Annotated in this window: 26 protein-coding genes and 1 riboswitch; of the genes, 6 read left to right on the forward strand and 20 right to left on the reverse strand. The window is 47.9% G+C overall.

Annotated features, from left to right (window positions below; genetic code table 11):
* Positions 1–116: 116 nt before the first annotated feature.
* Both ETC02_RS05440 and ETC02_RS05445 read right to left on the reverse strand, forming a co-directional pair.
* A complete protein-coding gene (locus ETC02_RS05440) occupies positions 117–437 on the reverse strand; it encodes a hypothetical protein (RefSeq protein ID WP_025038928.1) in 321 nt (106 codons plus the stop codon).
* 114 nt (positions 438–551) lie between these two features.
* Complete coding sequence (locus ETC02_RS05445; protein ID WP_128082655.1) at positions 552–797, reverse strand: phospholipase D-like domain-containing protein; 246 nt, start codon at positions 795–797, stop codon at positions 552–554.
* Positions 798–895: 98 nt separating this feature from the next.
* Between ETC02_RS05445 and adhP the strand changes: the two genes are divergently transcribed.
* Positions 896–1,906 carry an alcohol dehydrogenase AdhP gene (gene adhP / locus ETC02_RS05450; protein WP_011230234.1) on the forward strand — a complete coding sequence of 337 codons (1,011 nt, stop codon included), beginning with the start codon at positions 896–898 and terminating at the stop codon, positions 1,904–1,906.
* Positions 1,907–2,232: 326 nt separating this feature from the next.
* A complete protein-coding gene (gene adh, locus ETC02_RS05455; RefSeq protein WP_011230233.1) occupies positions 2,233–3,750 on the forward strand; it encodes an aldehyde dehydrogenase in 1,518 nt (505 codons plus the stop codon).
* Between the two features lie 35 nt (positions 3,751–3,785).
* On the opposite strand, the gene ETC02_RS05460 is transcribed toward adh, so the two are convergent.
* The 12 genes from ETC02_RS05460 to ETC02_RS05515 all read right to left on the reverse strand — a co-directional run bounded on the left by ETC02_RS05460 (position 3,786) and on the right by ETC02_RS05515 (position 15,615).
* Complete coding sequence (locus ETC02_RS05460; RefSeq protein WP_011230232.1) at positions 3,786–5,240, reverse strand: sigma-54-dependent transcriptional regulator; 1,455 nt, start codon at positions 5,238–5,240, stop codon at positions 3,786–3,788.
* A 12-nt stretch (positions 5,241–5,252) separates the two neighbouring features.
* On the reverse strand, positions 5,253–6,893 hold the full coding sequence (locus ETC02_RS05465) for a GAF domain-containing sensor histidine kinase (RefSeq protein ID WP_011230231.1): 1,641 nt from the start codon (positions 6,891–6,893) through the stop codon (positions 5,253–5,255).
* Between the two features lie 5 nt (positions 6,894–6,898).
* On the reverse strand, positions 6,899–8,047 hold the full coding sequence (locus ETC02_RS05470) for an iron-containing alcohol dehydrogenase (RefSeq protein WP_011230230.1): 1,149 nt from the start codon (positions 8,045–8,047) through the stop codon (positions 6,899–6,901).
* Between the two features lie 189 nt (positions 8,048–8,236).
* The gene (locus ETC02_RS05475; RefSeq protein WP_050368317.1) at positions 8,237–9,310 is read right to left on the reverse strand and encodes an ABC transporter substrate-binding protein; all 1,074 of its coding nucleotides are present in this window, start codon (positions 9,308–9,310) and stop codon (positions 8,237–8,239) included.
* Positions 9,311–10,114, reverse strand: a complete 804-nt coding sequence (locus ETC02_RS05480; protein WP_050368316.1) for an ABC transporter permease — start codon at positions 10,112–10,114, stop codon at positions 9,311–9,313. It abuts the gene before it with no gap.
* Positions 10,111–10,920, reverse strand: a complete 810-nt coding sequence (locus ETC02_RS05485) for an ABC transporter permease (RefSeq protein ID WP_050368315.1) — start codon at positions 10,918–10,920, stop codon at positions 10,111–10,113. Before ETC02_RS05485 ends, ETC02_RS05480 begins: the two co-directional genes overlap by 4 nt.
* A complete protein-coding gene (locus tag ETC02_RS05490; RefSeq protein ID WP_050368314.1) occupies positions 10,917–11,978 on the reverse strand; it encodes an ABC transporter ATP-binding protein in 1,062 nt (353 codons plus the stop codon). Before ETC02_RS05490 ends, ETC02_RS05485 begins: the two co-directional genes overlap by 4 nt.
* 122 nt (positions 11,979–12,100) lie before the next feature.
* Positions 12,101–12,733 carry an ABC transporter ATP-binding protein gene (locus ETC02_RS05495; protein WP_223813602.1) on the reverse strand — a complete coding sequence of 211 codons (633 nt, stop codon included), beginning with the start codon at positions 12,731–12,733 and terminating at the stop codon, positions 12,101–12,103.
* Between the two features lie 207 nt (positions 12,734–12,940).
* Positions 12,941–13,450 carry a stage II sporulation protein M gene (locus tag ETC02_RS05500; RefSeq protein WP_011230224.1) on the reverse strand — a complete coding sequence of 170 codons (510 nt, stop codon included), beginning with the start codon at positions 13,448–13,450 and terminating at the stop codon, positions 12,941–12,943.
* 13 nt (positions 13,451–13,463) lie between these two features.
* Positions 13,464–15,083: a hypothetical protein gene (locus tag ETC02_RS05505; protein ID WP_050368313.1), complete on the reverse strand. Its 1,620-nt coding sequence runs from the start codon at positions 15,081–15,083 to the stop codon at positions 13,464–13,466.
* 67 nt (positions 15,084–15,150) lie between these two features.
* On the reverse strand, positions 15,151–15,381 hold the full coding sequence (locus ETC02_RS05510; protein ID WP_050368312.1) for an uberolysin/carnocyclin family circular bacteriocin: 231 nt from the start codon (positions 15,379–15,381) through the stop codon (positions 15,151–15,153).
* Between the two features lie 63 nt (positions 15,382–15,444).
* The gene (locus ETC02_RS05515; protein ID WP_171698115.1) at positions 15,445–15,615 is read right to left on the reverse strand and encodes a hypothetical protein; all 171 of its coding nucleotides are present in this window, start codon (positions 15,613–15,615) and stop codon (positions 15,445–15,447) included.
* A 295-nt stretch (positions 15,616–15,910) separates the two neighbouring features.
* Between ETC02_RS05515 and ETC02_RS05520 the strand changes: the two genes are divergently transcribed.
* From ETC02_RS05520 to metH, 3 genes are all read left to right on the forward strand, one after another.
* Positions 15,911–16,333 (forward strand): zinc ribbon domain-containing protein, encoded by a 423-nt coding sequence (locus tag ETC02_RS05520; protein ID WP_050368310.1) that lies wholly within the window; start codon positions 15,911–15,913, stop codon positions 16,331–16,333.
* Positions 16,334–16,424: 91 nt separating this feature from the next.
* A riboswitch (SAM riboswitch) is annotated at positions 16,425–16,526 on the forward strand.
* Between the two features lie 69 nt (positions 16,527–16,595).
* The gene (locus tag ETC02_RS05525; RefSeq protein ID WP_050368309.1) at positions 16,596–18,443 is read left to right on the forward strand and encodes a bifunctional homocysteine S-methyltransferase/methylenetetrahydrofolate reductase; all 1,848 of its coding nucleotides are present in this window, start codon (positions 16,596–16,598) and stop codon (positions 18,441–18,443) included.
* Positions 18,436–21,846 (forward strand): methionine synthase, encoded by a 3,411-nt coding sequence (metH, locus tag ETC02_RS05530; RefSeq protein WP_171698116.1) that lies wholly within the window; start codon positions 18,436–18,438, stop codon positions 21,844–21,846. Before ETC02_RS05525 ends, metH begins: the two co-directional genes overlap by 8 nt.
* Before the next feature lie 141 nt (positions 21,847–21,987).
* Here metH and ETC02_RS05535 read toward each other — a convergent pair whose 3' ends face one another.
* On the reverse strand, positions 21,988–22,407 hold the full coding sequence (locus ETC02_RS05535) for a type II toxin-antitoxin system VapC family toxin (RefSeq protein ID WP_015374075.1): 420 nt from the start codon (positions 22,405–22,407) through the stop codon (positions 21,988–21,990).
* A gap of 24 nt (positions 22,408–22,431) precedes the next feature.
* The gene (locus tag ETC02_RS05540) at positions 22,432–22,725 is read right to left on the reverse strand and encodes an AbrB/MazE/SpoVT family DNA-binding domain-containing protein (protein WP_050368307.1); all 294 of its coding nucleotides are present in this window, start codon (positions 22,723–22,725) and stop codon (positions 22,432–22,434) included.
* 230 nt (positions 22,726–22,955) lie between these two features.
* Here ETC02_RS05540 and ETC02_RS05545 point away from each other — a divergent pair, with 230 nt between their 5' ends.
* Entirely contained in the window at positions 22,956–23,819 is an 864-nt protein-coding gene (locus ETC02_RS05545; RefSeq protein ID WP_171698117.1) for an SDR family oxidoreductase, read from the forward strand.
* A 298-nt stretch (positions 23,820–24,117) separates the two neighbouring features.
* Here the strand turns inward: ETC02_RS05545 and ETC02_RS05550 are convergent, their stop codons facing one another.
* From ETC02_RS05550 to ETC02_RS05565, 4 genes are all read right to left on the reverse strand, one after another.
* On the reverse strand, positions 24,118–24,288 hold the full coding sequence (locus ETC02_RS05550; RefSeq protein ID WP_160149230.1) for a hypothetical protein: 171 nt from the start codon (positions 24,286–24,288) through the stop codon (positions 24,118–24,120).
* 150 nt (positions 24,289–24,438) lie between these two features.
* Positions 24,439–24,624 carry an antibiotic biosynthesis monooxygenase family protein gene (locus ETC02_RS05555; RefSeq protein WP_050368305.1) on the reverse strand — a complete coding sequence of 62 codons (186 nt, stop codon included), beginning with the start codon at positions 24,622–24,624 and terminating at the stop codon, positions 24,439–24,441.
* A 5-nt stretch (positions 24,625–24,629) separates the two neighbouring features.
* Positions 24,630–24,929 carry a hypothetical protein gene (locus ETC02_RS05560; RefSeq protein ID WP_053004038.1) on the reverse strand — a complete coding sequence of 100 codons (300 nt, stop codon included), beginning with the start codon at positions 24,927–24,929 and terminating at the stop codon, positions 24,630–24,632.
* 89 nt (positions 24,930–25,018) lie between these two features.
* Positions 25,019–25,705: an O-methyltransferase gene (locus ETC02_RS05565; protein ID WP_047817876.1), complete on the reverse strand. Its 687-nt coding sequence runs from the start codon at positions 25,703–25,705 to the stop codon at positions 25,019–25,021.
* Positions 25,706–26,116 lie beyond the last annotated feature (411 nt).

Below are 26,116 nucleotides of genomic sequence, written 5' to 3' on the forward strand. Positions count from 1 at the left end.
TGATTCGAATGATCATGCAAACGCCATCCGCCCCTCAGAACCGTCAGTCGATAAAGGCGGATGGCTTTTTTTTGCAGCTTGGCGTTTCTCTACAATCATACCGATCTAAATCGTGGTCATCGTCTGGAAAGTTTCACAATGCCGACCAACAAACAAACCATCCCCACTCCCCACGCCAGCCCCGCCTTGCCAAGAAGGAGGGAGATTTCTTCGGATGCCTGCACATGGGTAAGATCAAACTTGATTGCTCTCAATGCAAAGTAGGCGGCAATAGAGAACAGCAGAAAATGAGCAAAAATCCAATGCCATGCGGAACGACGCGGCCGGTCCTTCCGCCAAAGAAAAACAACCGTTATGATGGCGACCAACATCACGCCGGAAAAACCACCAATGAGCAAATCCATCACATCTTCTTCCATGGGCAAGTGTTTATGCATGTTTTCGACCCCTTTCATCAAGGTGAGGTAATATTTTATACTTCTCTTTCCATTCCCCCTCTTCCTTTTTCCAAATATTCAAACACTCATCACAATCATCTTCGAGCAGAGAGTTCATGCGTTATTCGGCAATAAGAAAAGGTGTCCTATCTCTTTTGGGACACTCATTTGATAAGTTCGAATTTTCGAACAAAATTGCCGAACATTTGGAGAAAATGGACGAAATCTTGGCACGCTTCCCCTATCAAATCTCTTTAGGAGCTGTTGAAGCATGTTTATTTCTTCCAACCGTTTATTCGCAAATTCTGAGGAAGTCGACTTTTCAAATTGAGAACTTGCTTGTTTTAAATGTTCTTTCACTTTATCACCACCCCCTCTTCTTCACCATTATTACTTGGCACGATTTTTGCGTTTCATAGTAGGCGAAACCAAAAAACTTTATAAGGAGATGGTGAGAAATGAAAGCCGCCGTTGTTCACAAATTCAAGCAAAAACTTCAAATTGAAGAAGTGGAGAAACCAAAACTAGGATATGGCGAAGTGCTTGTGAAAATTGAAGCTTGTGGCGTCTGCCATACCGATTTGCATGCGGCTCATGGGGATTGGCCGGTAAAACCGAAACTTCCACTTATTCCTGGTCATGAAGGGGTAGGAATTGTTGTTGAGATCGGTGAGGGAGTGAAATCAATCCAAATTGGCGACCGTGTTGGCATTCCATGGTTATACTCAGCATGCGGTGAATGTGAATATTGTTTAAGCGGTCAAGAAACACTTTGTCCACATCAATTAAACGGTGGATACTCTGTCGATGGCAGTTATGCAGAATATTGCAAAGCCCCGGCCAATTATGTCGCACGAATTCCTAAAAACCTCGATCCCGTACAAGTTGCTCCTATTCTTTGTGCTGGGGTCACAACGTATAAAGCATTAAAAGTTTCAAATGCCAAGCCTGGCGAATGGGTCGCTATTTATGGAATCGGGGGATTGGGCCATATTGCTCTTCAATATGCCAAGGCAATGGGATTAAATGTTGTTGCTGTTGATATCAGTGATGAAAAGGCAGAACTTGCGGCAAAGTTGGGTGCTGATATTACGATCAATGGATTGCAAGAAGACCCTGTAGCAGCCATTCGTGAAAAAGTAGGCGGAGTACAAGCGGCTATTAGCGTTGCTGTAACGAAAAAAGCGTTCGAACAAGCTTATCAATCCGTGCGACGCGGCGGCTGCCTTGTCATAGTTGGACTGCCTCACGATGAACTGCCGATTCCTATTTTTGACACTGTATTAAATGGCGTTACGATAAAAGGTTCGATCGTCGGTACACGAAAAGATATGCAAGAAGCTCTAGATTTCGCCGCACGCGGAAAAGTTCGCCCTATTGTGGAAGCGGTACCATTAGAAAAAATTAACGAAGTATTTGAACGGATGGAAAAAGGTCAAATCAATGGCCGCGTTGTTTTAACAATGTAACACAAAGCAGCAGAAGAACAACCCTAAATTTCCTAGAGGAACGATGGAAAATAGCGATTTTTTCGGCATTGTCTGTTTTTGGTTTAGGAGTGGATTGATATCATAAGGTTTCCCATTTTGAGAAATCGACCTGTTCCACCACAACGCCTATCATCTGCTTTCTAGAAAACATTACGGTGCCTATTATATCAAGCTCTTAGGGGACGATTCCCCCTCCCCTAAGAGCAGCTACTTTATAAGACGCAATGGCCATAAGAGTATATCTGAATGGAAAATAGCTTAATTTAAACATCTTTCTGAAACTTTATGACACAAGGAGAATGCAAATGATTTACAGCAAACCAGGCGAAAAAGATGCAAAAGTTCAATTCAAAACAAGATACGATAACTATATTAACGGAGAATGGATACCGCCTATTTCGGGTCGATATTTCCAAAATATTACACCCATAACAGGAGAAGTATTTTGTGAAGTAGCACGCTCGCAGGCTGAGGATATTGAATTGGCGTTAGATGCAGCACACGCGGCAAAAGAAGCTTGGGGAAAAACATCACCGGCTGACAGAGCGTTGATTTTAAATAAAATCGCTGATCGAATGGAAGAAAACTTAGAAATGTTAGCGGTTGCCGAAACATGGGATAACGGCAAACCAATCCGTGAAACATTAAACGCTGACCTTCCTTTAGCCATCGATCATTTTCGTTATTTCGCTGGAGCCATACGCGCTCAAGAAGGAACAATCAGCCAAATTGACGACGATACGATCGCGTACCATTTTTATGAACCACTCGGCGTTGTCGGGCAAATTATCCCATGGAATTTTCCATTATTGATGGCAGCATGGAAAATTGCTCCTGCGCTTGCTGCCGGAAACTGCATTGTGCTAAAACCAGCTGAACAAACTCCAGCATCGATTATGGTGCTTATGGAGTTGATTGGTGATCTGTTGCCGCCTGGAGTGCTCAATGTTGTCAACGGGTTCGGATTAGAAGCTGGCAAACCATTAGCTTCTAGTCCACGTATCGCCAAAATCGCATTTACCGGTGAAACAACGACAGGGCGGCTGATTATGCAGTACGCTTCACAAAATATTATTCCTGTTACACTGGAATTGGGCGGCAAATCCCCAAACATCTTCTTTCCTGATGTAATGGAAAAAGACGATGACTTTTTAGATAAAGCGATTGAAGGATTTGTCATGTTCGCTTTAAACCAGGGCGAGGTTTGTACGTGCCCTTCTCGTGCTCTCATCCATGAGTCCATTTATGACGAATTTATGGAGCGCGCTCTTGAACGCGTGAAAAAGATTCGAACAGGAAATCCACTTGATACAAGCACAATGATGGGAGCACAAGCTTCAGCAGAACAAATGGAAAAAATTCTTGCATACATTGATATTGGAAAACAAGAGGGCGCCGAATGCCTAATTGGCGGCGAAAAAAACATAATCCCTGGATTCGAAAACGGGTATTATATCAAGCCAACCGTATTTAAAGGACATAATAAAATGCGTATTTTCCAAGAAGAAATTTTCGGTCCAGTAGTCTCAGTGACAACATTTAAAGATGAACAGGAAGCTTTGGAGATCGCTAATGATACGTTGTACGGCCTTGGTGCCGGGGTATGGACGAGAAACATCAACTTGGCTTACCGTTTCGGAAGAGGCATTCAGGCAGGAAGAGTTTGGACAAATTGCTACCATGCTTATCCGGCCCATGCTGCTTTTGGAGGATATAAACAATCTGGGATCGGCCGTGAAACCCATCATATGATGTTAGCGCACTATCAACAAACGAAAAATTTACTCGTTAGCTACAATCCAAAACCATTAGGATTTTTCTGATCAATCAAGCAACAAAAAGCTGATCCGAAAGTCGTTTACGCTTTTGGATCAGCTCCTTTTTCTTTTAATAAATATCTCAATGTTCGTACGCTGATATTTAATCGCTCTGCTGCTTCTTTACGATTTCCTAACGTTTCTTTTAACATTTTCATTACAAAAGATCGGCCGATTTTAGTTTCTAGTTCTTTCACTGAAGATATTACTTGTTCAAGATCTAATCGATCACTGTTTTTCCATAGTGCTAGCACACCATTCATCCATTTTTGCAAATAAGCTTCTAAGTCTTCTACTTCATCTTTTGTACTTCGCTTGTTATTCGACACTTGCCCTAAATGCAACGGAACCTTAAGCTTCTCCGGCAAATAATCAACGGTGATCACCTCTGTTTCTCCTTCCGCTAGAGTTATCGCCCTTTTAACAACATTATACAATTCTCTCACATTCCCCGGCCAATGATACTGTTTCATACGGGAAATACAGTCCTCTGAAAACGATAGAGGTGTATTTAGTTTTTTTAAAAAATAATCAATCAAAATTGGAAGATCTTCGAGCCGCTCTCGAAGCGGAGGAATGGTAAGTTTCACAACATCTAATCTATATAATAAATCCTCTCTAAACGTCTTCTCCTCGACCGCTTTTGCCAGATTGACATGCGAAGCAGCAATAATGCGTGTATTCGTTTTGCGGATCGTTTCACCCCCGACGCGAATATACTCCCCTGTTTCTAGCACTCTTAACAGTTTTACTTGCGTCGCGAGAGACGCTTCTCCAATTTCATCTAAAAATAACGTGCCACGGTTAGCAATTTCAAAAATCCCCTTTTTCTCCTTTACCGCTCCTGTGAACGCTCCTTTTTCATGTCCAAACAATTCGCTTTCTAACAGTGTTTCCGAAACAGCGCCACAATTCACCCCAATAAAAGGCTGGTCATAGCGCATGCTCGCGTTGTGGATAAAATGAGCGAGCACTTCTTTTCCAGTCCCCGTCTCTCCTTCAATCAACACGTTCACATTTTTTTTCGCAATTTTATAAGCCAATTTAAGCAAATCATTCATCTCTTTATTTGTTCCAACAATGAAACCGAGCGTCTCAGCCAGCTTATACATATCATCTTGGGATGAAAGAGGACCATCACTTAATAATTCATCGATTAATCGCTCTAACTGTTCAATATCGTCAAACGGCTTTTCAATATAGTCGTTTGCTCCATGTTTAATCGCTTCAACCGCTGTCTTTACTGTGCTATAGCCTGTCATTACAACAGCTTTACAAGAAGGACATGAGCGTTTTAACTGTTTTAATAAATTTAAACCATTTGCATCTGGAAGTTTCACATCGATGAAAGCAAGATCAAACTTGTATTGTTGAATCAACTGAAAAAAATCTTCCCCACTAAATCCAAGCTTAACCTTGTTCCCTCTTCCTTCTAATAAATGTTGGAAAAACGTCCCAACTTCCCTTTCATCATCAATAACTAAAATATTCCCCACTCATCTCCCCCCTTATTTCTTTTTTGGAAGTTTTAATATAAACTCACTTCCTTTACCAAGTTCGCTGACCACCTCAATCGTTCCACCATGCGCCTCAGCAATCCCTAAACTGACAGACAGCCCAAGTCCGGTTCCCTTCCCTGGCCTCTTCGTTGTAAAAAATGGATTAAAAATCTCCTGTAAATATTGTTCTTCTATTCCTTTTCCGTTGTCACGAACCGATAGAACAACCCAATGCTCTCCAGCTTCAACGATCGACTTTGTTTCTATAACAATGATTTTCTCTGGAATATCTATCTCTTCAAGCGCATCTTTAGCATTTATTAATAAATTTAAAACTATTTGGCTTATCTGTTGTACGTTTCCCTCAATCAATTCAATGGAAACGTCTAATCTTTTTTGAATAATAATATTTTGTTTACAAATTTGATCACCAATTAACCCTAATACTTGTTCAACGGCATCATTTATAGAACAGTCCTCGAATCTATATTCATCTTGCCTTGAAAATGTTAATAAATTTTGAATAATAGTTTTACAACGCTTCCCGCATGAATAAATATCAAATAGCAGTTTATATATACGATCATCTTTTGAAAAAGACCTCAACAACAGTTGGGCATTGCCAAGAATGGCGGTGAGAGGGTTATTCAATTCGTGCGCAATTCCAGCAGCCATTTCCCCAATTGCAGCTAACTTTCCTGATTGAACAAGTTGGGCTTCAATCTGCAATTTTTCAGTAATGTCATTGAGATACATAATAACAGCATACATATTTTGTTTTTCATTTAAGACGGGATAAGAACGCAATTCACATACCCGCTGTTGGATGTGAATACGCCGATGAACAGGTTTTTTTGTTTCTAAAATTTCCACGATCGGGCTTTCCTTCGGATTGATTGATAACAATTTACATATATCCTTTTTATACAAGTCACCTTGAAAAAATTCGTTAGCTGCATCGTTATATCGCAAAACATTCCCTTCTAGGTCGATGAGGAATATCATTTCTGAAACAGCACGGAACGTTTCTTCCCATTCTTTTTTACTGGTAAGTACTTCATTATAAAGACGGGCATTTTCAATGCAAACTGCCAGTTGGTCGCAAAATTGCTGAAAAAAGGACAGATCATCTTCATCATACACCACTTTTTCCTTGCTTCCTATACTCAGTACCCCGATCACCTTCCCTTTGCTAATAAGGGGGATCAATAACACACTGCGAATTCCCAAGGCGTTATATACAGCTACTTCGACATACAAATCTTCGTCCTCTTCTATTTGATAAAAAATTTTTTCGAGCGATTGTATGACTTGCCAATAGAGCGATCGCTCTTTTGGCAAAACAAAACCAATAGGAAAATACAAAGAGTGAGCGGGATATACATTTGTTAACACTAATTTATGATTTTCACATAACGATAAGCTGATTCGTTCCACTGGAAAAATTGTTTTCAATTTATCTATACTATTTTTTAACATTTCATCCATTGACATATCAATATTAAAACTTTTGGTAATATCGTTAATAATCTCCAACTGCATATTTTTCTTTTTTAACTCTATCACCATCTTTTTTAATTCTGTGTAATAACTTTTTTTCGAAGATTGAACTCCTGTTAAAAGGCTAATGAGCTGTTGCCGGTCATTCATTTTGTTTACCACGCCTTTCTGAATATTCCTTCAATTTCTTCTACAGTGATATCACGAGGGTTGGTGATCATACATGCGTCATGAAAGGCAACCAAACTCATTTTCCGTATTTCTTCTTGTTTCACTCCTATATCAGATAATCGCTGTGGCACCCCAATATCCTCTGCCAATTGTTTTACATATTCAATTGTTTTTCTTCCCGCTTCCATATAAGACATGCCACGAGTATCCATTCCGAGAAAACAAGCAATATCAGCAAATTTTTTCGGATTCGCCAACAGATTGAACTCCATCACATGCGGAAGCAATATAGAGTTTATATCCCCATGAAGAAGAGGATACCTTCCCCCGACAGCATGGGACATTGCATGAACAGCGCCTAAAATCGCGTTAGAAAAAGCCAATCCTGCCTGCAAACTCGCCATTGCCATATTGGTTTTTGCCTCTTGGTTGATTTTAGAGGCGACAGAAGGGCGCAAATATTTTCCTACTAAAGAAATAGCGTTTTGAGCTTGAACGTCTGTAAGCGGTGTAGCTGCTAGACTTACATACGCCTCAATGCCATGCGTTAAAACATCTAATCCTGTTGAGGCAGTTAAATGAGCGCTTTTTGTCGACAATGTTTCTGGATCAATAATTGCAATATCAGGAATAAGAGATCGGGAAATGATCGTCATCTTTTTTTTCTCTTTTGTATTAACAATAACAGAAAATTGGGATACTTCTGATCCTGACCCTGCTGTTGTTGGAACCATCACTTGAGGAGGAAGGGGCAATTGAATTTTATCCACTCCCTCATATTCATGAATTTGTCCCCCGTTTGTAGCAAGAATGGCGACAGCCTTTGCGGCATCAATAGAACTGCCTCCACCGATTCCAATGATAGCATCGCATTCATTCTCAAGATATGCTTCACAGCCTTTTTTTACTTCTTCGTCCTTTGGATTTATTGTTACATCACAAAATGTCGTGTATTTTAATCCTACTTGCCTGCAACTCTTAATGACAACATCGAGCCAACCAGCTTCCGTAACACCTGGATCGCTGACAATCAACACATTTGTCGCACCAAGCCTTAGACAACTTTCCCCTACTTGATGAATGGAACCGTTACCAAAAATCACTTCGGGCATCACGAACTTATGAATGTTCATCCTCGTGCCCCCTTATTGGCCATCTGCATTTTATTGCTCAACAACCTTATGTTTTAAGCACTCATTCGACATCCCGGATGAGAAATCCTCCTGATTTTCTGCAGGAGAAGGAGAAATGAGAAAGCGAGCGCCAACCCTCGTGAATGAAGGCGTACGCTCGCTTCGCCGATAGAACGCTGCTTCGTTTGTTTATTTTTGCTGCATCTTAAACTGCAAAAACAGCTCGTTGTAGTAGGCGAGCATGTGTTTTCCCAAGTTTTCGTACACTTCGAGAGGCCCTGCTGAATCCAAATCGGGGTAGAAGCGGCGATCGCCCGCGATGTCTTTTGGCAAATAGCGAAGCGCCTTTTTATTCGGCGTCGAATAGCCGACATACTCGGCGTTTTGCGCCGCGTGTTTCGGGTCGAGCATAAAGTTGATGAACGCGTGCGCCCCTTCGATGTTTTTCGCTGTTTTCGGAATGACCATGTTGTCAAACCATAAGTTGGAACCTTCTTTCGGCACGACATAGTCGAGCTTGTCGTTTTTGGCAATGATTTCGGCCGCATCGCCTGACCAGACGACGCCGATGGCTGCTTCTTCATTGGCAAGCAGCAGCTTGATTTCATCGCCGACAATCGCCTTCACATTCGGCATGAGCCGATCGAGCTTCCGCTTGGCTTCTTGCAAGTGGGCTTTGTTCGTGTCATTGAGCGAATAGCCGAGGCTGTTTAGCGCCATCCCCATCACTTCGCGCGCCCCGTCGACAAGCAAAATTTGATTGCGCAAGTCCGGGTTCCATAAGTCGTTCCAGCTTGTGATGGTCTTGCCGCCAAGCATCTCGCGGTTGTAGACGATGCCGACCGTCCCCCAAAAATACGGCACGGAATACCGGTTGTGCGGATCAAACGGCAAGTTGAGAAACCGCGGTTCGATATATTGCAAATTGGGAAGCTTTCGGTGATCAAGCGGCAGAAGCAGCTTTTCTTCGATCATTTTGCTGATGGCGTAATCGGATGGAACGGCGACGTCAAACGTTGCCCCGCCTTGGGCGATTTTCGCCATCATCGCCTCATTGGAATCAAACGTTTGGTAAATCACTTTCCACCCTGTCTCTTTTTCAAATTCGCGAATGAGCGCGGGGTCAATGTAATCGCCCCAGTTGTAGACCGTCACCGTTTTGCCTCCGCCGTACCCTTCCGCTTCGTTCAGCCGATGAGTGACAAACATCAGGACGAACGCGGCGATGAACACAGCCGCAAATCCTTGGACAAGCCGTCTCACCTACTTTCGCCCCCCTATCCCGTACAAGCGGCCGCCTTTTCGGCTGAGCACGTAATAGCCGATGACGAGCAGCATCGTAAATAAAAATAGCAGCGTCGACAGCGCATTGATCGATAAGGAAATGCCCTGGCGCGCCCGCGAATAAATTTCCACCGACAGCGTCGAGAACCCATTTCCCGTGACAAAAAAGGTCACGGCAAAGTCATCGAGCGAATACGTGAGCGCCATGAAAAAGCCCGCCCATATGCTCGGAGCCAAAAACGGCAGCACCACACCGGACAGCACTTGCCAATGACTGGCTCCTAAATCTCTAGCCGCATCAATCAGCGTCGGGCTCATTTCTTCCAGTTTCGGCAGCACCATTAACACGACAATCGGCACGCTAAAAGCGATATGGGACAACAGCACGGATGTAAAGCCGAGCTTGATGCCAGCGATTGTAAACAGCAGCAAAAACGAAGCACCGATGATGACGTCTGGGCTGACGATCAGCACGTTGTTGAGGGCGAGAAGAGCGTTTTTCGTCCGTTGCCGCTTGACATAGTAAATGGCGAGCGCCCCGATGACCCCGAGTATCGTCGCAACCGCCGCCGACAACAGTGCGATGACGATTGTATTCAAAACGATGATGGGCAAGCGGTCGTCGGACAGCACGTCGCGGTACCACTTGAGCGTGAACGATTGAAAATCGTGCATCGCCCCGCCGCTGTTGAAGGAATAATACATCAAATACACAATCGGCATATACATCACGGCAAACACGACTAACAAGTACACACGTCCCCATGCCTGCATCCGTTTCATCGGCTTCCCTCTTTTCTTCCGCTTCCTGTCAGGACGACGATGACCGCCATCGCGATCATTAACACAACCGCGATCGTCGCCCCCATCCCCCAATTTTGGGTGACAAGAAAATGCTGTTCAATGGCAGTGCCGAGCGTAATGACGCGGTTGCCAGCGACAAGGCGTGTAATCATAAACAGCGACAGCGCCGGGATGAATACCGCTTGGCAGCCGGCCTTCACTCCGCCAAGCGTGAGCGGAAAGACGACACGGCGGAACGTCGTCCAAGCCGAAGCGCCCAAATCGCGGGCGGCATCGACAAGCGATGGCGGCAGCTCCTCCAGCGCGTTGAAAATCGGCAGCACCATAAACGGAATAAAAATGTACACCGACACAAAGACAAAACTGAAATCGGTGAACAACAGCTGCCGCGGCCCGACGCCCAGCGCTTTCAACAAATCGTTGGCCAGCCCGTACGTGCCGAACAGCCCTAAAAACGCATACACCTTCAGCAGCAAATTCACCCACATCGGCAAAATAAGCAACAACAGCCATAACTGCTTGTGCCTCGTCTTTGTCAGCCAATAGGCGGTTGGATAGCCGATGAGCAGCGACACAAGCGTGATTAAAAACGCATACCAAAACGAATACGCCATCATTTTCAAATAAATGGGCGTCCACACGGATTTGTAGTTGGACAACGTCCAACGGCCGTCAAGATCCAAAAACGATTCATACACCAAAAAGACAATCGGGGCCACGACAAACAGCACAAGCCAAATGCCATAAGGGATTAAATACCAGTTCCGCCACGCCCGTTCCGTCATGCGTCCTCATCCTCCTTTTCGACTCGCATGACGTGAATCGCTTCCGGTTCAAAACGAAGGCCGACCGTTTCCCCGACTTCGGCCTTTTTCGTCGAATGGACAAGCCATTCGTTGCCGTTTTCGTCATAGCCGCAAATTTCATAATGGACACCGCGGAATAAGAGCGAATCGACGCGGATGACGATCTGCCCATCTTCCGGCGCCGCGAGCTCCAAATCTTCCGGGCGGATGACGACATCGACCGGTTCGTTTGGCGCGAAGCCGCGGTCAACACACGCAAACTGTTTGCCAGCAAATTCGACGAGGAAATCGTCGATCATGCGCCCTGACAAAATGTTCGATTCGCCAATGAAATCGGCGACGAATCGATTGACAGGCTCGTCGTAAATGTCTTTCGGCGTCCCAAACTGCTGAATTTTTCCTTTATTTAGAACAAAAATGTAATCGGACATCGCCAATGCTTCTTCTTGATCATGCGTGACAAAAATGAACGTAATCCCTAAGCGGCGCTGCAGTTCGCGAAGTTCATACTGCATTTCCGTGCGCAGCTTCAAATCCAAGGCCGATAGCGGCTCATCCAAGAGCAACACTTCTGGCTCATTCACAATCGCCCGCGCAATCGCGACGCGCTGGCGTTGGCCGCCGGACATCTCTTGAATGCGGCGGCGCTCATAGCCTTCCAAGTTGACAAACCGGAGCGCTTCGCTCACTTTTTGGCGGATGTCCGCTTCTTTCATCTTTTTCACGCGCAAGCCAAATGCCACGTTTTCAAACACATCGAGGTGAGGAAACAACGCATAGTCTTGAAAGACAGTGTTGACTTGCCGCTTGTTCGGCGGGACGTTTTGAATCGGCTTCCCGTGGAAATAAATCGTTCCTTCCGTCGGTTCGATAAACCCGGCAATCAGCCGCAAAATCGTCGTCTTCCCGCACCCTGACGGGCCAAGCAGCGTATAAAACTTCCCGCGCTCCATCGCAAAACTGACGTCATCCAATACGGCTGCGCCGTCGTATTCCTTCGTCACTCGCTCGAAGCGGATGATCTCTTCCCCGTTCACTTCCAGCCCTCCGTCTTCTTGATGTTCACTATTCCTAATTAGAACATAGGAGAGTGGAAAGTGCAACGGAAAAATCCTTGATCACACGTATGAAAACTGAATTTTTCCTGAAGATCCCACCGTCATTTTTCTATTTTGTCTTCATTGTTTGGACGTGTAAGCGAGATTATGCGGGAGCCAGGGAAGCGCTCTTGATGAACGTGAGAAGCAATGAGATAAGCATGTTGACGGTCGCCTTGAATCCACTCCGCCAACCGATCGCGACTTAGCCTATCAAGGGAATTGAACGGTTCATCCATCAAATACAATTCGACCGGGCGGGCTAAAGCAATCGCAATATGCAGTTTTTGTTTTGTTCCTAATGAATACTGATCCACCGGGAGCGGGAGCATCTCCTCCATTCCAAGCAGACTGCATAATTCGTTCGCTTTGCGGACGTACTGTTGATCCAGCTTCCATAAAAGCCGGAAACATTCGATATTTTCATAACCCGTCAATTTTGAAAACATGACAGTCTCGGATGTCACATAAGACAAATGAGCGCGCATGTCGGGAAGCTGAATCGGATTGCCTTTATAAAAGGCTTGATAATGCAGCTCTCCTTTATCGAGCAATCCCGAAATAATATGCAAAAGAGTCGTTTTCCCCACTCCATTGGGGCCGGTGAGAAGCACGGTCTCCCCTGAAAAAATGGAAAATGAGAACTGCTGAAAAATCGTGGCTCCCCCATCATAGCGATACGTCAAGTTTTGCAATGAAAATAACGGTTCCATCTATTTCTTCCCCTTTTCCTGCTTGGCTCTTCACCAAAAGTTGTACTTGATTTTTTCTGAACTCTATTTACGCTTGTAAGGGAAAATCAACAAATCCGTGATTTTTTCAAATCTTTGTGCAGGAAGCTGTATTGCTTGTCAAGTACATGTTGTGGTAAAGAGCCTCCTGCTTTTTAGACCCGTCTATTTTTATACATGAGACACCGTTGATTCCAACCATGCTGAGATGATGAGCAGCGCGACCGCCAGCACTAGTAAAAAGAGGATATCCCGTATATAGAGCGTTTCTTCTTCTCCTCTTGCTCTTTTTTTGACGATTTGAAGAAACCGCCATGTCTCGTACCCTAATGTACAAAACAAGATATGGCCGATGATTTCAGGAATCGCGTGAGGAAAGACACCGGTCATCAACGGCTGCATGCCATATCCTGTGGCGACTCCTCTCACGATCACGCCTAGCATTGCTGCGTTGTAACCGAGATAAAGGGTATTGGCCATTCCTAGCGTCAGCCATCCGCCAACCATCAAAATGGCTCCAACCATCAAGTTGTGGCCTAAAGTGGTCCAAAACGCCATGGAAGTCGGATGAATCGTAAGCTTTTGTGAAAAAATCACTGCTCCAAAAGCAAAACATACAATGTACACACCTAACGACAATAACATATACGGCAAATGAGTGTGAATCGCTCGTCTGATCACCGCAAATGCCTCCTCACGTGCGCCGAGCATATTGAGAACTATTCCATAATACAAGGTACAGCATCAAGACAAACAAAACGCTGTAACATGCCCAACTCCAACCTTTCAAAAGCATAAAAAAGGCAGAAAGAAGCGATGAAAAAACGGTTATGTAAATCAACAAGCGATGAAACGAATGATTTCCGGCCGCAATCACCATATACCCCGCATAATCACGCGGAGATGTCAATGCCGCCTGCTCACCGCTGGCTAAAACAAGGCAGAATACTTCATAATCGGTGCGCAAAATCCGCTTGACAACAAGCGAATAGACGGGCATCATCACCACAGCTCCCATTGCTGCCCAAAGCCCTCCACGCATCCCCAATAATCCTATGTATTCGAGAAGTAGCAATCCTACTGCCGTCATGCATGGGTAGACGCCTAATCGCTCAAGCAGCGTCCATTTCGCTTCGATTAACGGTACAAGAGGAGGTGGAGAAAGAAGACGAAACACAGTGAGACGCTCCATCTCGCTTTCAAACTGAAAAATGTCGCGAAAGACGTCGGTAATGGCCCGCAACGTCCCTGTCATGACGATATACATTTCAAACATAAACAAAAACAAAATGATCGACCCGTTATGAACAATCGGCAACAGCGCCAAATTCGCTCCTGCGACCAAAAACCATTCCCCTGGCAAAAATAGCGACCAAGGCGGTTTCGTCAACTCACGGGCTTGGCGTGTTAACAGACAAAGATCTTTATATAAAATTGCATTATTCGTGCTGCGAATTTTTAACGACTCTATGACACGTTGATGCCATGAATATAGCATGTACGCTGTCTTGTCAGAATGAGACGCACGAGTGAAAGAAAAGCAAATCAAAGCCAACAGAGCGAATCCAGCACCGATGAATGATAAAGTTGTACTTGAAAATAACCACCCTTCCCTCCAACTTGTCATGCGTTCATAAAACAGCTGTTGCCAATGAGCAACATAACCATCCATATACACAAGGTAAGAGAGCGACAACCCATACATTCGAACCGCTTGGCGGGACAATTGCAGCAACGGCACAATCGCCGCAAGCACGACATAACCAATCGCGAATGATGCCATTCGAAAGAAAAAGGCAGAAAATGCGCCTATCGCTCTAAAAGTTGAGCCACGCACTATATGCGATGTCACATAAAGAAGCAACAACATCGTATGTCCAAACCATACGAATGATGCGCCTGTGATCCCGAACATCATCATCAACCCAATGGAAGGAGGCAACCAAATCGGCAATAGCCGCAGAAGAGACACAGCATAGTGGATTTTGAGCAATCGCTGCCACACCTCGTCATCCCGCACTCCAGACAGACGCACATAATGATAATGGTATTGACGTTGCAATGCCTCTTTGGACTCAAGCAAAACTCCTATGAAAGGACTGACAGACATGAAAAAAAGAGCTCCCATAACCATAGAAGGGCGAAACAGCGTCGAGGATCGAGCGCAAAAGGCTACAACCACAGCCGATGAAACAAACCATTTCGCCGCTTCCACCAAGAACATGGTCATCTTCGGGGAAAAAGGCGATTTTCTCTGCAACGGCTCCAAACTGCTTCGTTGTCGTTGTTGATATAACAGCCATACGAGTTTCATTTCTCTTCCCCCACATTGATTTACTCATTAGGAACGGCAGGGAGTTTTTCCCCTGCCGTTTTGCCTTTTACCATGCAATCGCTGCTGCTTTTCCTCGTTCCGCCACTATTTTTTTCACCGTCGCGACAAAAGCTGACCACCCAATTTCCAAAATGGCGTCGACTCCACCTGACAAAATAGCGGTGATCCCAAGAATAATAGAAATGAGAGTGGAGCCGGTCAACACAATCGAAACAACCGTCGTCGCGATTGTCTGTGACACGCCGAGCGTCCCGGCAACAAGCGCCAGCAAACTCATAACCTATCGCCTCCTTCCAGTAAATGATAATCGATCAAAACTTTTTTCAAAAACATTCTGTGTCTATCTCATCCTTCGCACTAAACGAGAATAAACCCTGCCGTAAAGCAGCACCAATACAATAAATCCTATTTTGATGGGCATGCTGGCCGCTTTTAGGCGAAAAGCAACTCCAATCAACACAACAAGCGGCAGGCTAATCAGAATAAAATACGGCCACGACCATTGTTTCACCCACTTCACTCCTGTCTGCGATGCGGTTTCTAGTAAATTCCTTGTTAATATCATCTATTTTAATCATACACCTTGACTCTAAAAAAAAAGAGAAATCGTTCAACAATTTTATCTTTTTTACATATTTCGACATATTTCGTACTATTGACATGAAACAGAGATGCTTTTAAGAGATTAGTACAAGGTAAGGGAGGAGATACAATGATTCTTTTTTATTACGTCATCCCATGTTTCCTACATCATCATATGGTATAATAATCCCAACCAACATGAAACGAATGGAGAAGGAATCCACTTGAAAAGCATCAAACCCGGCCGCGGCCCGTCGATGCAAGGGCTGTTCGGCAGCATCGCCGCTGTGTTGTTCGGCATCTTTTGGATGGTGATGACCTTCTCCATCACCGCGGACTCGCCGTTTCCCGCCGCCCGCTTTTTTCCGTTTTTCGGCCTTGTCGTCATCGCCATCGGTGTATTTCAAGCAATTTACCATTACAAAAATGCGACGGGAAAACAACGCATGTCCTTATTGGACATTGTCGTCAGCGAGAAAGAGCCCGACCCACTGAACGTCCGATTTGGAGGCGAAGAGAAAACAAACAAGTATTGCCCATACTGCGGAGAACATGTGCAGCGTGATTTTCAGTTTTGCCCCCGATGCGGGAAAGCGCGAGCCCTTGACGCGAGCCGCTCTTTTTATCTGAATCTCTTTAACTTTTGAAATTTCCTTCTTCACCGTATTGAATAATTTCAAAAAATACATTAAATTATATAGTAATAGTCAAGACGAAATAAACAACCGCATACGGACATTCTTATCAAGAGAGGGGGAGGGACTGGCCCGGTGAACCCTCAGCAACCTGGCCGCGGCCAAGGTGCTAAATCCAGACAGGCAACAGCCTGGAAGATAAGAAGAAGCGAACGAAAAGTCTTCTTCTTAGAAGGCTTTTTTCTTTTACTACAACGAAATGGGGGAATCAAACGTGGGGCTGCTCGATGAGTTGAAACAACGCATTCTCATCGCCGACGGAGCGATGGGGACGCTGTTATATTCGCATGGCGTCGACCGTTGTTTTGAAGAATTGAATCTATCGAATCCAGACGAAATCATTCATATTCATGAAGCGTATATCGCGGCGGGCGCCGATGTCATTCAGACGAATACATACGGCGCCAACTATGTGAAACTCGCGCGCTACGGCTTGCAAGACGAGGTGCCGGCGATCAATCGGGCCGCTGTAAGACTGGCGAAGCAAGCAGCCAATGGGGGGGCGTACGTGCTCGGAACGATCGGAGGGCTGCGCACGTTAAACAAAAGTGTCGTACCGCTTGACGAAGTGAAGCGGACGTTTCGCGAGCAGCTGTTTGTGCTGCTTGCCGAAGGGGTTGATGGTGTGCTGCTGGAGACGTATTACGATTTGGAAGAGTTGGAGACGGTGCTTGCCATCGCGCGCAAAGAGACGGACTTGCCGATTATCGCCCATGTGTCGCTCCATGAAGTCGGCGTTTTGCAAGACGGCACGCCGCTCGCGGACGCCCTTAGCCGCCTGGAGGCGCTCGGGGCCGATGTTGTCGGGCTCAACTGCCGGCTTGGTCCGCACTATATGATTCAGTCGCTTGAGGAAGTGCCCCTGCCCAATCGCGCATTTTTGTCGGCGTATCCGAACGCGAGCCTCCCGGATTACCGCGACGGCCGGCTTGTCTATGAAACGAACGCGGAATATTTTGAAGAGGCGGCCAAAGCGTTCCGCGATCAAGGGGTGCGCTTGATCGGCGGGTGCTGCGGCACGACGCCGAAACATATTGAGGCAATGGCAAAGGCGCTCGCCGACCGGACGCCGGTGACGGAAAAAACGGTGAAGCGGCGCACGGCATCTGTATCGGTGCAAGCCGATCGGCCCGCGCCGACTCCGCTTCCCGAGCTCGCCCGCACGCGCCGCTCGGTCATTGTCGAACTCGATCCGCCGAAGCAACTCGGCATTGACAAGTTTCTCGCTGGGGCGAAAGCGCTCCATGACGCTGGCATCGACGCGCTGACGTTAGCTGACAACTCACTTGCCACGCCGCGCATCAGCAACGCCGCCGTCGCCACGATCGTGAAAGAGCGGCTCGGCGTCCGCCCGCTCGTGCATATTACGTGCCGCGACCGCAACTTGATCGGCCTGCAGTCGCATTTGATGGGGTTGCATACGCTCGGCATCACCGACGTGCTCGCTATTACCGGCGACCCGTCGAAAATCGGCGATTTCCCGGGAGCGACGTCCGTGTATGATGTGTCGTCATTCGATCTCATCCGCCTAATCAGCCAATTCAACGAGGGATTATCGTACTCGGGCAAACCGCTCGGGCAAAAAACGAACTTCTCGATCGGTGCGGCCTTCAATCCGAACGTCCGCCATTTGGATAAAGCGGTCGAGCGAATGGAGAAAAAAATTCAATGCGGCGCCCACTATTTCTTGACCCAGCCGGTTTACTCGGAAGAAAAAATCGTGCAAATATACGAAACAACGAAACATCTCGCCACGCCGATCTACATCGGCATTATGCCGCTGGTAAGCGCGCGCAACGCCGAGTTTTTGCACCATGAAGTGCCGGGGATCACCCTGTCGGACGAGATTCGCGCCCGCATGGCCGCCTGCGGCAGCGACCCAGTAGAAGCGGCGCGCGAAGGAATTGCCATCGCCAAATCGCTCATTGACGCGGCGTTTGATTTGTTTAACGGCATTTATTTGATCACGCCGTTTTTGCGCTATGACATGACGGTCGAGCTCGTCCGCTACATCCATGAAAAAGAAGCGGCCGCCAAAGAAAGGAAGGTTGTTCATGGCTAACATCACCTTAGAACAGCAGCTGCAGCGAAAAATTCTCGTCATTGACGGCGCGATGGGGACGATGATCCAAAGCGCCAACCTATCAGCCGCCGATTTTGGCGGCGAGGCGTATGAAGGGTGCAACGAATATTTGACCCTCACCGCCCCGCCTGTCATCCGCCGCATTCACGAAGCGTATTTGGAAGCGGGCGCTGACATCATCGAAACGAACACGTTCGGGGCGACGCGCATTGTGCTCGATGAATACAACCTCGGGCATTTGGCGCTCGAGTTGAACATCGAAGCGGCCAAGCTCGCCAAACAAGCGGCGGAGGCGTTCTCAACTCCCGACTGGCCGCGCTTTGTCGCCGGGTCGATGGGGCCGACGACGAAGACGTTGTCGGTGACAGGCGGCGCGACCTTTGAGGAACTCGTCGCCGCCTACGAAGAACAAGCGCGCGGACTGCTCTTAGGAGGCGTCGACCTTCTCCTACTCGAGACGTGCCAAGATACGTTGAACGTAAAAGCTGGATTTCTCGGCATTTCCAAGGCGTTTGAGGCGGTCGGCCGCCGCGTGCCGCTCATGATTTCCGGCACGATCGAGCCGATGGGCACGACGCTCGCCGGCCAGGCGATCGATGCGTTTTTCATCTCGGTGCGCCATATGAAGCCGATCGCCGTCGGCTTAAACTGCGCGACCGGCCCGGAGTTTATGACCGACCATTTGCGGACGCTCGCCTCGCTTGCGGATACGGCGGTCAGCTGCTATCCGAACGCCGGGCTGCCGGATGAAGAAGGCCGCTACCATGAAACGCCGGAGATGTTGGCAGAGAAAATCCGCCGCTTTGCCAAAAAGGGATGGATCAACATCGTCGGCGGGTGTTGCGGCACGACGCCGGACCATATTCGCGCCATCGCCGAAGCGGTGCGCGGCATCCCGCCGCGGGCGATCCCGTCTTCGTTTGACGTCCACGCCGTCTCCGGCATCGAGGCGCTCATTTATGAGGAAACGATGCGCCCGCTCTTTGTCGGCGAGCGGACAAACGTCATCGGCTCGCGCAAATTCAAGCGCCTCATCGCCGAAGGGAAATACGAAGAAGCGGCGGAAATCGCCCGCGCACAAGTGAAAAACGGCGCCCATGTCATCGACATTTGCCTCGCCGACCCAGACCGCGACGAACTCCATGACATGGAGCAGTTCGTCCGCGAAGTCGTGAAAAAAGTGAAAGTGCCGCTTGTCATCGATTCAACCGACGAGCGCGTCATCGAGCGCGCCCTCACCTACTCGCAAGGGAAAGCGATCATCAATTCGATCAACTTGGAAGACGGCGAGGAGCGGTTTGCGAAAGTCGTTCCTCTCTTGCACAAATACGGCGCCGCTGTCGTCGTCGGCACGATCGATGAACAAGGAATGGCGGTCACCGCCGAACGGAAGCTGGAAATTGCCTTGCGTTCGTATGACTTGCTCGTGAACCGCTACGGGGTGCCGGCGCGCGACATCATTTTCGATCCGCTCGTCTTCCCGGTCGGCACCGGTGATGAGCAATACATCGGCGCGGCGAACGAAACGATCAAAGGCATTCGCCTCATTAAAGAGCAACTGCCGGAGTGCTTGACGATGCTCGGCATCAGCAACGTCTCGTTCGGCTTGCCGCCGGCCGGGCGCGAGGTGCTCAACTCCGTCTTTTTGTACCATTGCACGCAAGCTGGGCTCGATTATGCGATCGTCAACACTGAGAAGCTTGAGCGGTTCGCCTCGATTCCGGAAGAGGAAGTGCGGATGGCCGAAGCGCTTTTGTTTGACACGAGCGATGAAACATTAAACGCCTTTATCGAATTTTACCGAAGCAAAATCACCGCCGCCAAGCCGGCTGAGGAGAACTTGAGCCTTGAAGAGCGGCTCGCCCGCTACGTCATTGAAGGGTCGAAAGACGGGCTCATTCCCGATTTAGAGAAGGCGCTTGAGACCTACTCCGATCCGCTGTCGATCATCAACGGTCCGCTTATGGCCGGCATGGATGAAGTCGGGCGGCTGTTCAACAACAACCAGCTCATCGTCGCTGAAGTATTGCAAAGCGCGGAAGTGATGAAAGCAGCGGTCGCCTTTTTAGAGCCGTATATGGAAAAGAAAGAAGGAAGCACAAAAGGAAAAGTCATTCTCGCCACCGTCAAAGGCGATGTGCATGACATCGGCAAAAACTTGGTCGACATCATTTTAAGCAACAACGGCTACGAGGTGATCGACCTCGGCATTAAAGTCGCTCCGCAGCAACTCATTGAAGCGGTGCGCGAACATCAGCCCGACATCATCGGGTTGTCGGGCTTGCTTGTCAAATCGGCCCAACAGATGGTCGTCACCGCCCAAGATTTGCGGCAAGCCGGCATCTCAACGCCCATTTTAGTCGGCGGCGCCGCCTTGACGCGCAAATTTACCGAAAACAAAATCGCACCCGAATACGACGGCGTCGTCCTGTACGCAAAAGACGCCATGGACGGGCTCGCGCTCGCCAACCAACTCCAGCAAGGCGAGATTGACTACAAGAAAAAAGAAGCGACCGAAAACGAGCCGACACGGCCAACGGCGGTCGCCACCGCGTTCAAATCGAACGTCTCGACCGATGTGCCGGTGTATGTCCCGGCCGACCTCGAGCGCCACGTGCTGCGAAACGTGCCGCTTGACCATGTGTTGCCGTACGTCAACTGGCAAATGGTGCTCGGCCACCACCTCGGCTTGAAAGGAAAAGTGAAGCGGCTGCTTGAAGAACGGGACGAAAAAGCGTTGGCGTTAAAAGCGGTCGTCGACGAACTCGTTGCCGAAGCGAAAGAACGCGGCTGGATTCAACCCGCCGGCGTCTACCGCTTCTTCCCGGCGCAAAGCGACGGCAACCGCGTCTACGTTTACGATCCGGTTGATCGCAAAACTGTGCTCGAGACGTTCGACTTTCCGCGCCAACCGCGGGCGCCGCATCTTTGCCTCGCCGATTATTTGAAATCGAAAGAAAGCGGCGAAATGGATTACGTCGGCTTGTTCGCCGTCACGGCCGGTCATGGCGTCCGCGAACTCGCCCAGCGCTGGAAGGAAGAAGGCGAATTTTTGAAAAGCCATGCCATCCAAGCGTTGGCGCTCGAGATTGCCGAAGGGTTCGCCGAACGAATCCATCAAATTATGCGCGACCGCTGGGGCTTCCCGGACGACCCGGATTTCACGATGGAAGAGCGCTTCGCCGCCAAATACCAGGGCCAGCGCTACTCGTTCGGCTACCCGGCCTGTCCGAACTTGGAAGACCAAGAGAAACTGTTCCGCCTCCTTCATCCAGAAGACATCGGCATCCGCCTCACCGACGGCTATATGATGGAACCCGAAGCATCGGTTTCGGCGATCGTCTTCGCCCATCCGGAAGCGCGGTATTTCAATGTCTTATAAGCGGGAAACGAGCTGGACTATGCGAGCCAGCTCGTTTCCTTTTTTACGCACCTTGGCGTTTCCCGTTTTGCAGCAAAAAAAGACGGGGATTGGCGCTCTGGGAAAATCGCGATGTTTGTTCAAGTGTCAACCATCATTGATTCAAATGATGGATTCAGGCATATAGCATTCCACGCCAAGCCGACGAAAATCTTTTTCGTTCCAGGTGATGATCCCTTGGATGGATGAAGTGTGCTGCGCCAGCGCCGAAAGATACGCGTCAGCAAAATCGACACTGCAACGGGCGTAATCGTCCAATGCCTTTCCAACAACTTCTTTGTCTATCGTCTTAATACAAGAAGCCTCCATGATTTGCTTCAGCTTACTTGCGATTTCTCCTTTCGTATACCCGTACCGTTTCGACTCGAGCACCCAGCAGCATTCCGCCACGACAAGAGGATGCAATAGGAACGCAAATTCACCGTTGACCGCCTTTTCAAATACCCGATAGGCAACCAAAGATTGTTCTTCATCGTCATTGGTTAAAAAACGAATGATGATGTTCGTATCTAAAATATACACGTTTCATCCTCTTCTCCCTATCATCTACTCTGCGTTCTTTTCCCTCTTGGACATCCGTTCCTCTTTCGCTTGTTTGCGAATATCCTCCCATCTCATCGGACGGCTGTCTCCCCTAGGCGGCATGGTGCCGAACAAAGATAGCAACGCATCTTTCTTTTTCACCTTTAACGTCACCTCTTGATTTTCCCCATAAACAAACGCGACTTGGTCTCCCGGTTCTGCCCCAAGCACTTCTCTGATCTTCATTGGAATCGTCACTTGATGTTTCGAAGAAAGTGTGGAGTAATACGTATACGTTTCATATGAGGATGGCTTCATCACAAATCCTCCTTCCCTCTTTGCTAATCATTTTATCTTTGCTTAATCAAAAAGTAAAGATTGTCTAATCCCCCAAGACTTCTATGGCAAGAAACGAAAAAACAGAAGAGAAAAACATGTTTCCCAAATTTCCAGATCTATTGAACAGCACGGTCCATCCCCTCTTCACACATAATTCCCCTCCTCCGTCCCATACTAACGATGACAATACATGCTAAGGAGGAACAAACATGGTCACAAAGCAACAAACAACGCTGCCCCCGCAGCACCAGACGCGCCAGCCCGGCCTGCAAACGGAGATGAACCCGCAGCCGGTCACGATCAAAGATAGTTATAAAGGAAGCGGCAAGCTCAAAAACAAAACCGCCATCATCAGCGGCGGCGACAGCGGCATCGGCCGCGCGGTCGCGGTCCATTTTGCCAAGGAAGGAGCCGATGTGGCGATCATCTATCTCAACGAACATGAAGACGCCGAAGAAACGAAACGGCTTGTCGAACAGGAAGGAAGACGGTGCCTGGCGATGGCGGGAGACATCGGGGATGAAGCGTTTTGCAAAGAAGCGGTGAAACAGACGATCGAAGCGTTCGGCAAGCTCGATATCGTCGTCAATAACGCCGCTGAACAGCACCCGCAGCCGAACTTTCTCAACATCACCGCCGCGCAGCTGGAAAAAACGTTTCGCACGAACGTATTCGGCTGCTTTTTCCTAACGAAAGCGGCGCTCCCGCACTTAAAGAACGGAAGCGCCATTATCAACACCGCTTCGGTCACCGCCTACGAAGGAAACGAACAGCTCATCGACTACTCGGCGACAAAAGGGGCGATCGTCGCCTTCACCCGCTCGCTCGCCAAAGCGCTCGTCAGTCAAGGCATTCGCGTCAACGGCGTCGCCCCAGGCCCGATTTGGACGCCGCTCATCCCGTCGACGTTCAAAAGCGAGCAAGTCGCCACATTCGGCGCCAACACCCCGATGAAACGTCCCGGCCAACCGTGCGAAGTCGCCCCGTGCTACGTCTTTTTGGCGAGCGACGAATCGTCGTACATGACCGGGCAAATGCTTCATGTAAATGGCGGCAAGTTCATCAGCGATTGACCGCAGCCACCGCTGTTGCCAATCATTTTCAACAAAATCGCGTTACCTTTTCTCACAAAAATATGGCGTGATTGTAAAAAAACGAGTACGATAAAGCTACGATGTTCCTCTACTTCTTTACAAGGTGCCCCTCTTCTCTCACCCCACCCCGGAATGGGGGCGGGGTTTTTTGTCACATAACAAGCAGCCAATCCGGTTCAGACAAGTACGTTTGACATTCGTTTAAGGCGTGTTGGGCCATCGCTCCATCGATGACATTCATGAGCATTTTTGGTTTCACCATCTGTGTCCAATTTCATCAATCAGCAGACGATGATATGGCTTTTTTCACCACTTTGACTTCATCATGCCTCACCTTGATATTGGAAACAAATTCCTTATCCAGTTCATTTCGTCTTGCTTTATGACCTGCGATATGGGCGTCGCTTTTCCCTATTTTTGGTTCATCACCACAACATGTACTTGACAAGCGATACGTTCTCCTGAACAAGGATGTGCAAAAATCATTGATTTACTGATTTTTCCTCACAAGCGTAAGTGGGGCATGTTATGAAAAAATCAAGCACAACTTTTGGTGAAGAGCCCTATTTTTTTCAGTATTCCTCTGATTCCCATGTGATCAAAATGACAACTTCATTATCGCCATGACGCGTTTTTTTGACTTAAAATGTTCAAATCCATCTTGTTGCTCGATGATTCCCGGACGCTTAAACCGTTCGACCACTTGATCAGCATATCCTTTCGCTGCGGTGATTTGCGTATTTGAACAAACATCATCCCTCTCCCTTCTTTTGTTTATGATCATTCCTCTTACTCTTCCGCATTTGACTCATCGCCGGAATGTCCGTTTGTTGGATCATCGTTATCTCGTTTTTCAAACTTCAACCTCGTTTTAAGCTCGTCTTCATGAATCTCAAACGACTGAACAAACTCGTTGATGACCATTTCGATCGCTTTCAGTTCCCCCGTCAGTATGGCATGGATCGATTGGAGCTCTGGCGACTGCAGTTGTTGTTTCAATGTTACCCGCTTAACATACAACCGCTCTAAAAACTCCAGCGCCCGCCCGCGACGGAACGTTTTGGCGCCGCGGTGAGACCCTCTGTGCATATGGCCTCCCTTCCAAAGGGGGATGATCCTCAAATGGATGCTCATGTCCGGGAAAAAAGTGTCCGTGCATCTGATCGTCCCCTCTCCTTTCAAGCGGTTTTTTTCACTCTTGCTACCGTCACGCCATCTCCAATGGGAATGAACATGGCATCAAGCTGAGGATGGCAGGCAACGGTTTCGTTAAACTGTTTCATGATCTCCCCGCGCCGCCGAAGCGCGTCCGATGCGCCGACACCGCTCCCAGCTAGCGTGTTGTCGGCGGCGATGATCGCACCAGGATTGGCAAGGCGGATGCAATAGTCGAGATAACGGATATAGTTTTCTTTGTCAGCGTCAATAAAGAAAAAGTCAAATCGTTCACCATTCGCTGCAAGCGTTTCAAGACTTTCCAAAGCAGGGCCAATCATGTAAGTGACTTGGCTGCCAAAACCGGCTTTTTTGAGATTTTGCCGCGCCAAGCGCGCGTATTCCTCCACCAATTCAAGCGACGTTAACGTTCCTTCCTTGCCAAATCCGCGTGCGAGGCAAATGCCGCTATAACCGCCAAGCGCCCCGATTTCCAGCACCCTTTTCGCTCCAGAAATCGCCACCAACATCGTCAACAGCTTCCCGGTCGCCGGTGAGACGGAAATCGACGGTAGCCCATTCTCCTCAATCGAACGTCGAACGTCGGCCAGCACTTCGTCTTGTGGTGCAAACTGTTCATTCATGTAACGGTTTAATTGCCGAAAAAACTCTAAGCCTTCCTGATGTGCATACGACCGATTCGGTTCCATCCTACTCCCTCTTCCCAATTATATTTGTATACAAATGTATACAAAAAGATTATGAAATGTCAAACCATTCACTCCCCTAACCACTTATATTTCCATGTCACCGTTGAAAAATTACCTGAAAGCAGATCTTTTTCCGACTTCGCTTTGCATTCCCCTTTCCCCGTTCCTTATGCTCATCCACCATCTGATTATCTAGGGGATTGCTTCATTTTCCCCTAACCTTTTGTCCAACCCCAACGCGCCCAAGAGTGTCATCAAAGAAAAAACAACCCAAAATACAAAAAGGGGCTGACCCAAAAGTCCGCCAAAAAGCGGACTTTTGGAGTCAGCCCTCTCTGGTTTTTGTATATTTTACCAAACGGAACAAAATTCCGACTCTGTTCTCCCCCTCATTTACGCCACCAAGGACAA

Origin of the sequence: Geobacillus sp. DSP4a (assembly GCF_013096875.1) — a bacterium.
Lineage (GTDB): Bacteria > Bacillota > Bacilli > Bacillales > Anoxybacillaceae > Geobacillus > Geobacillus thermophilus.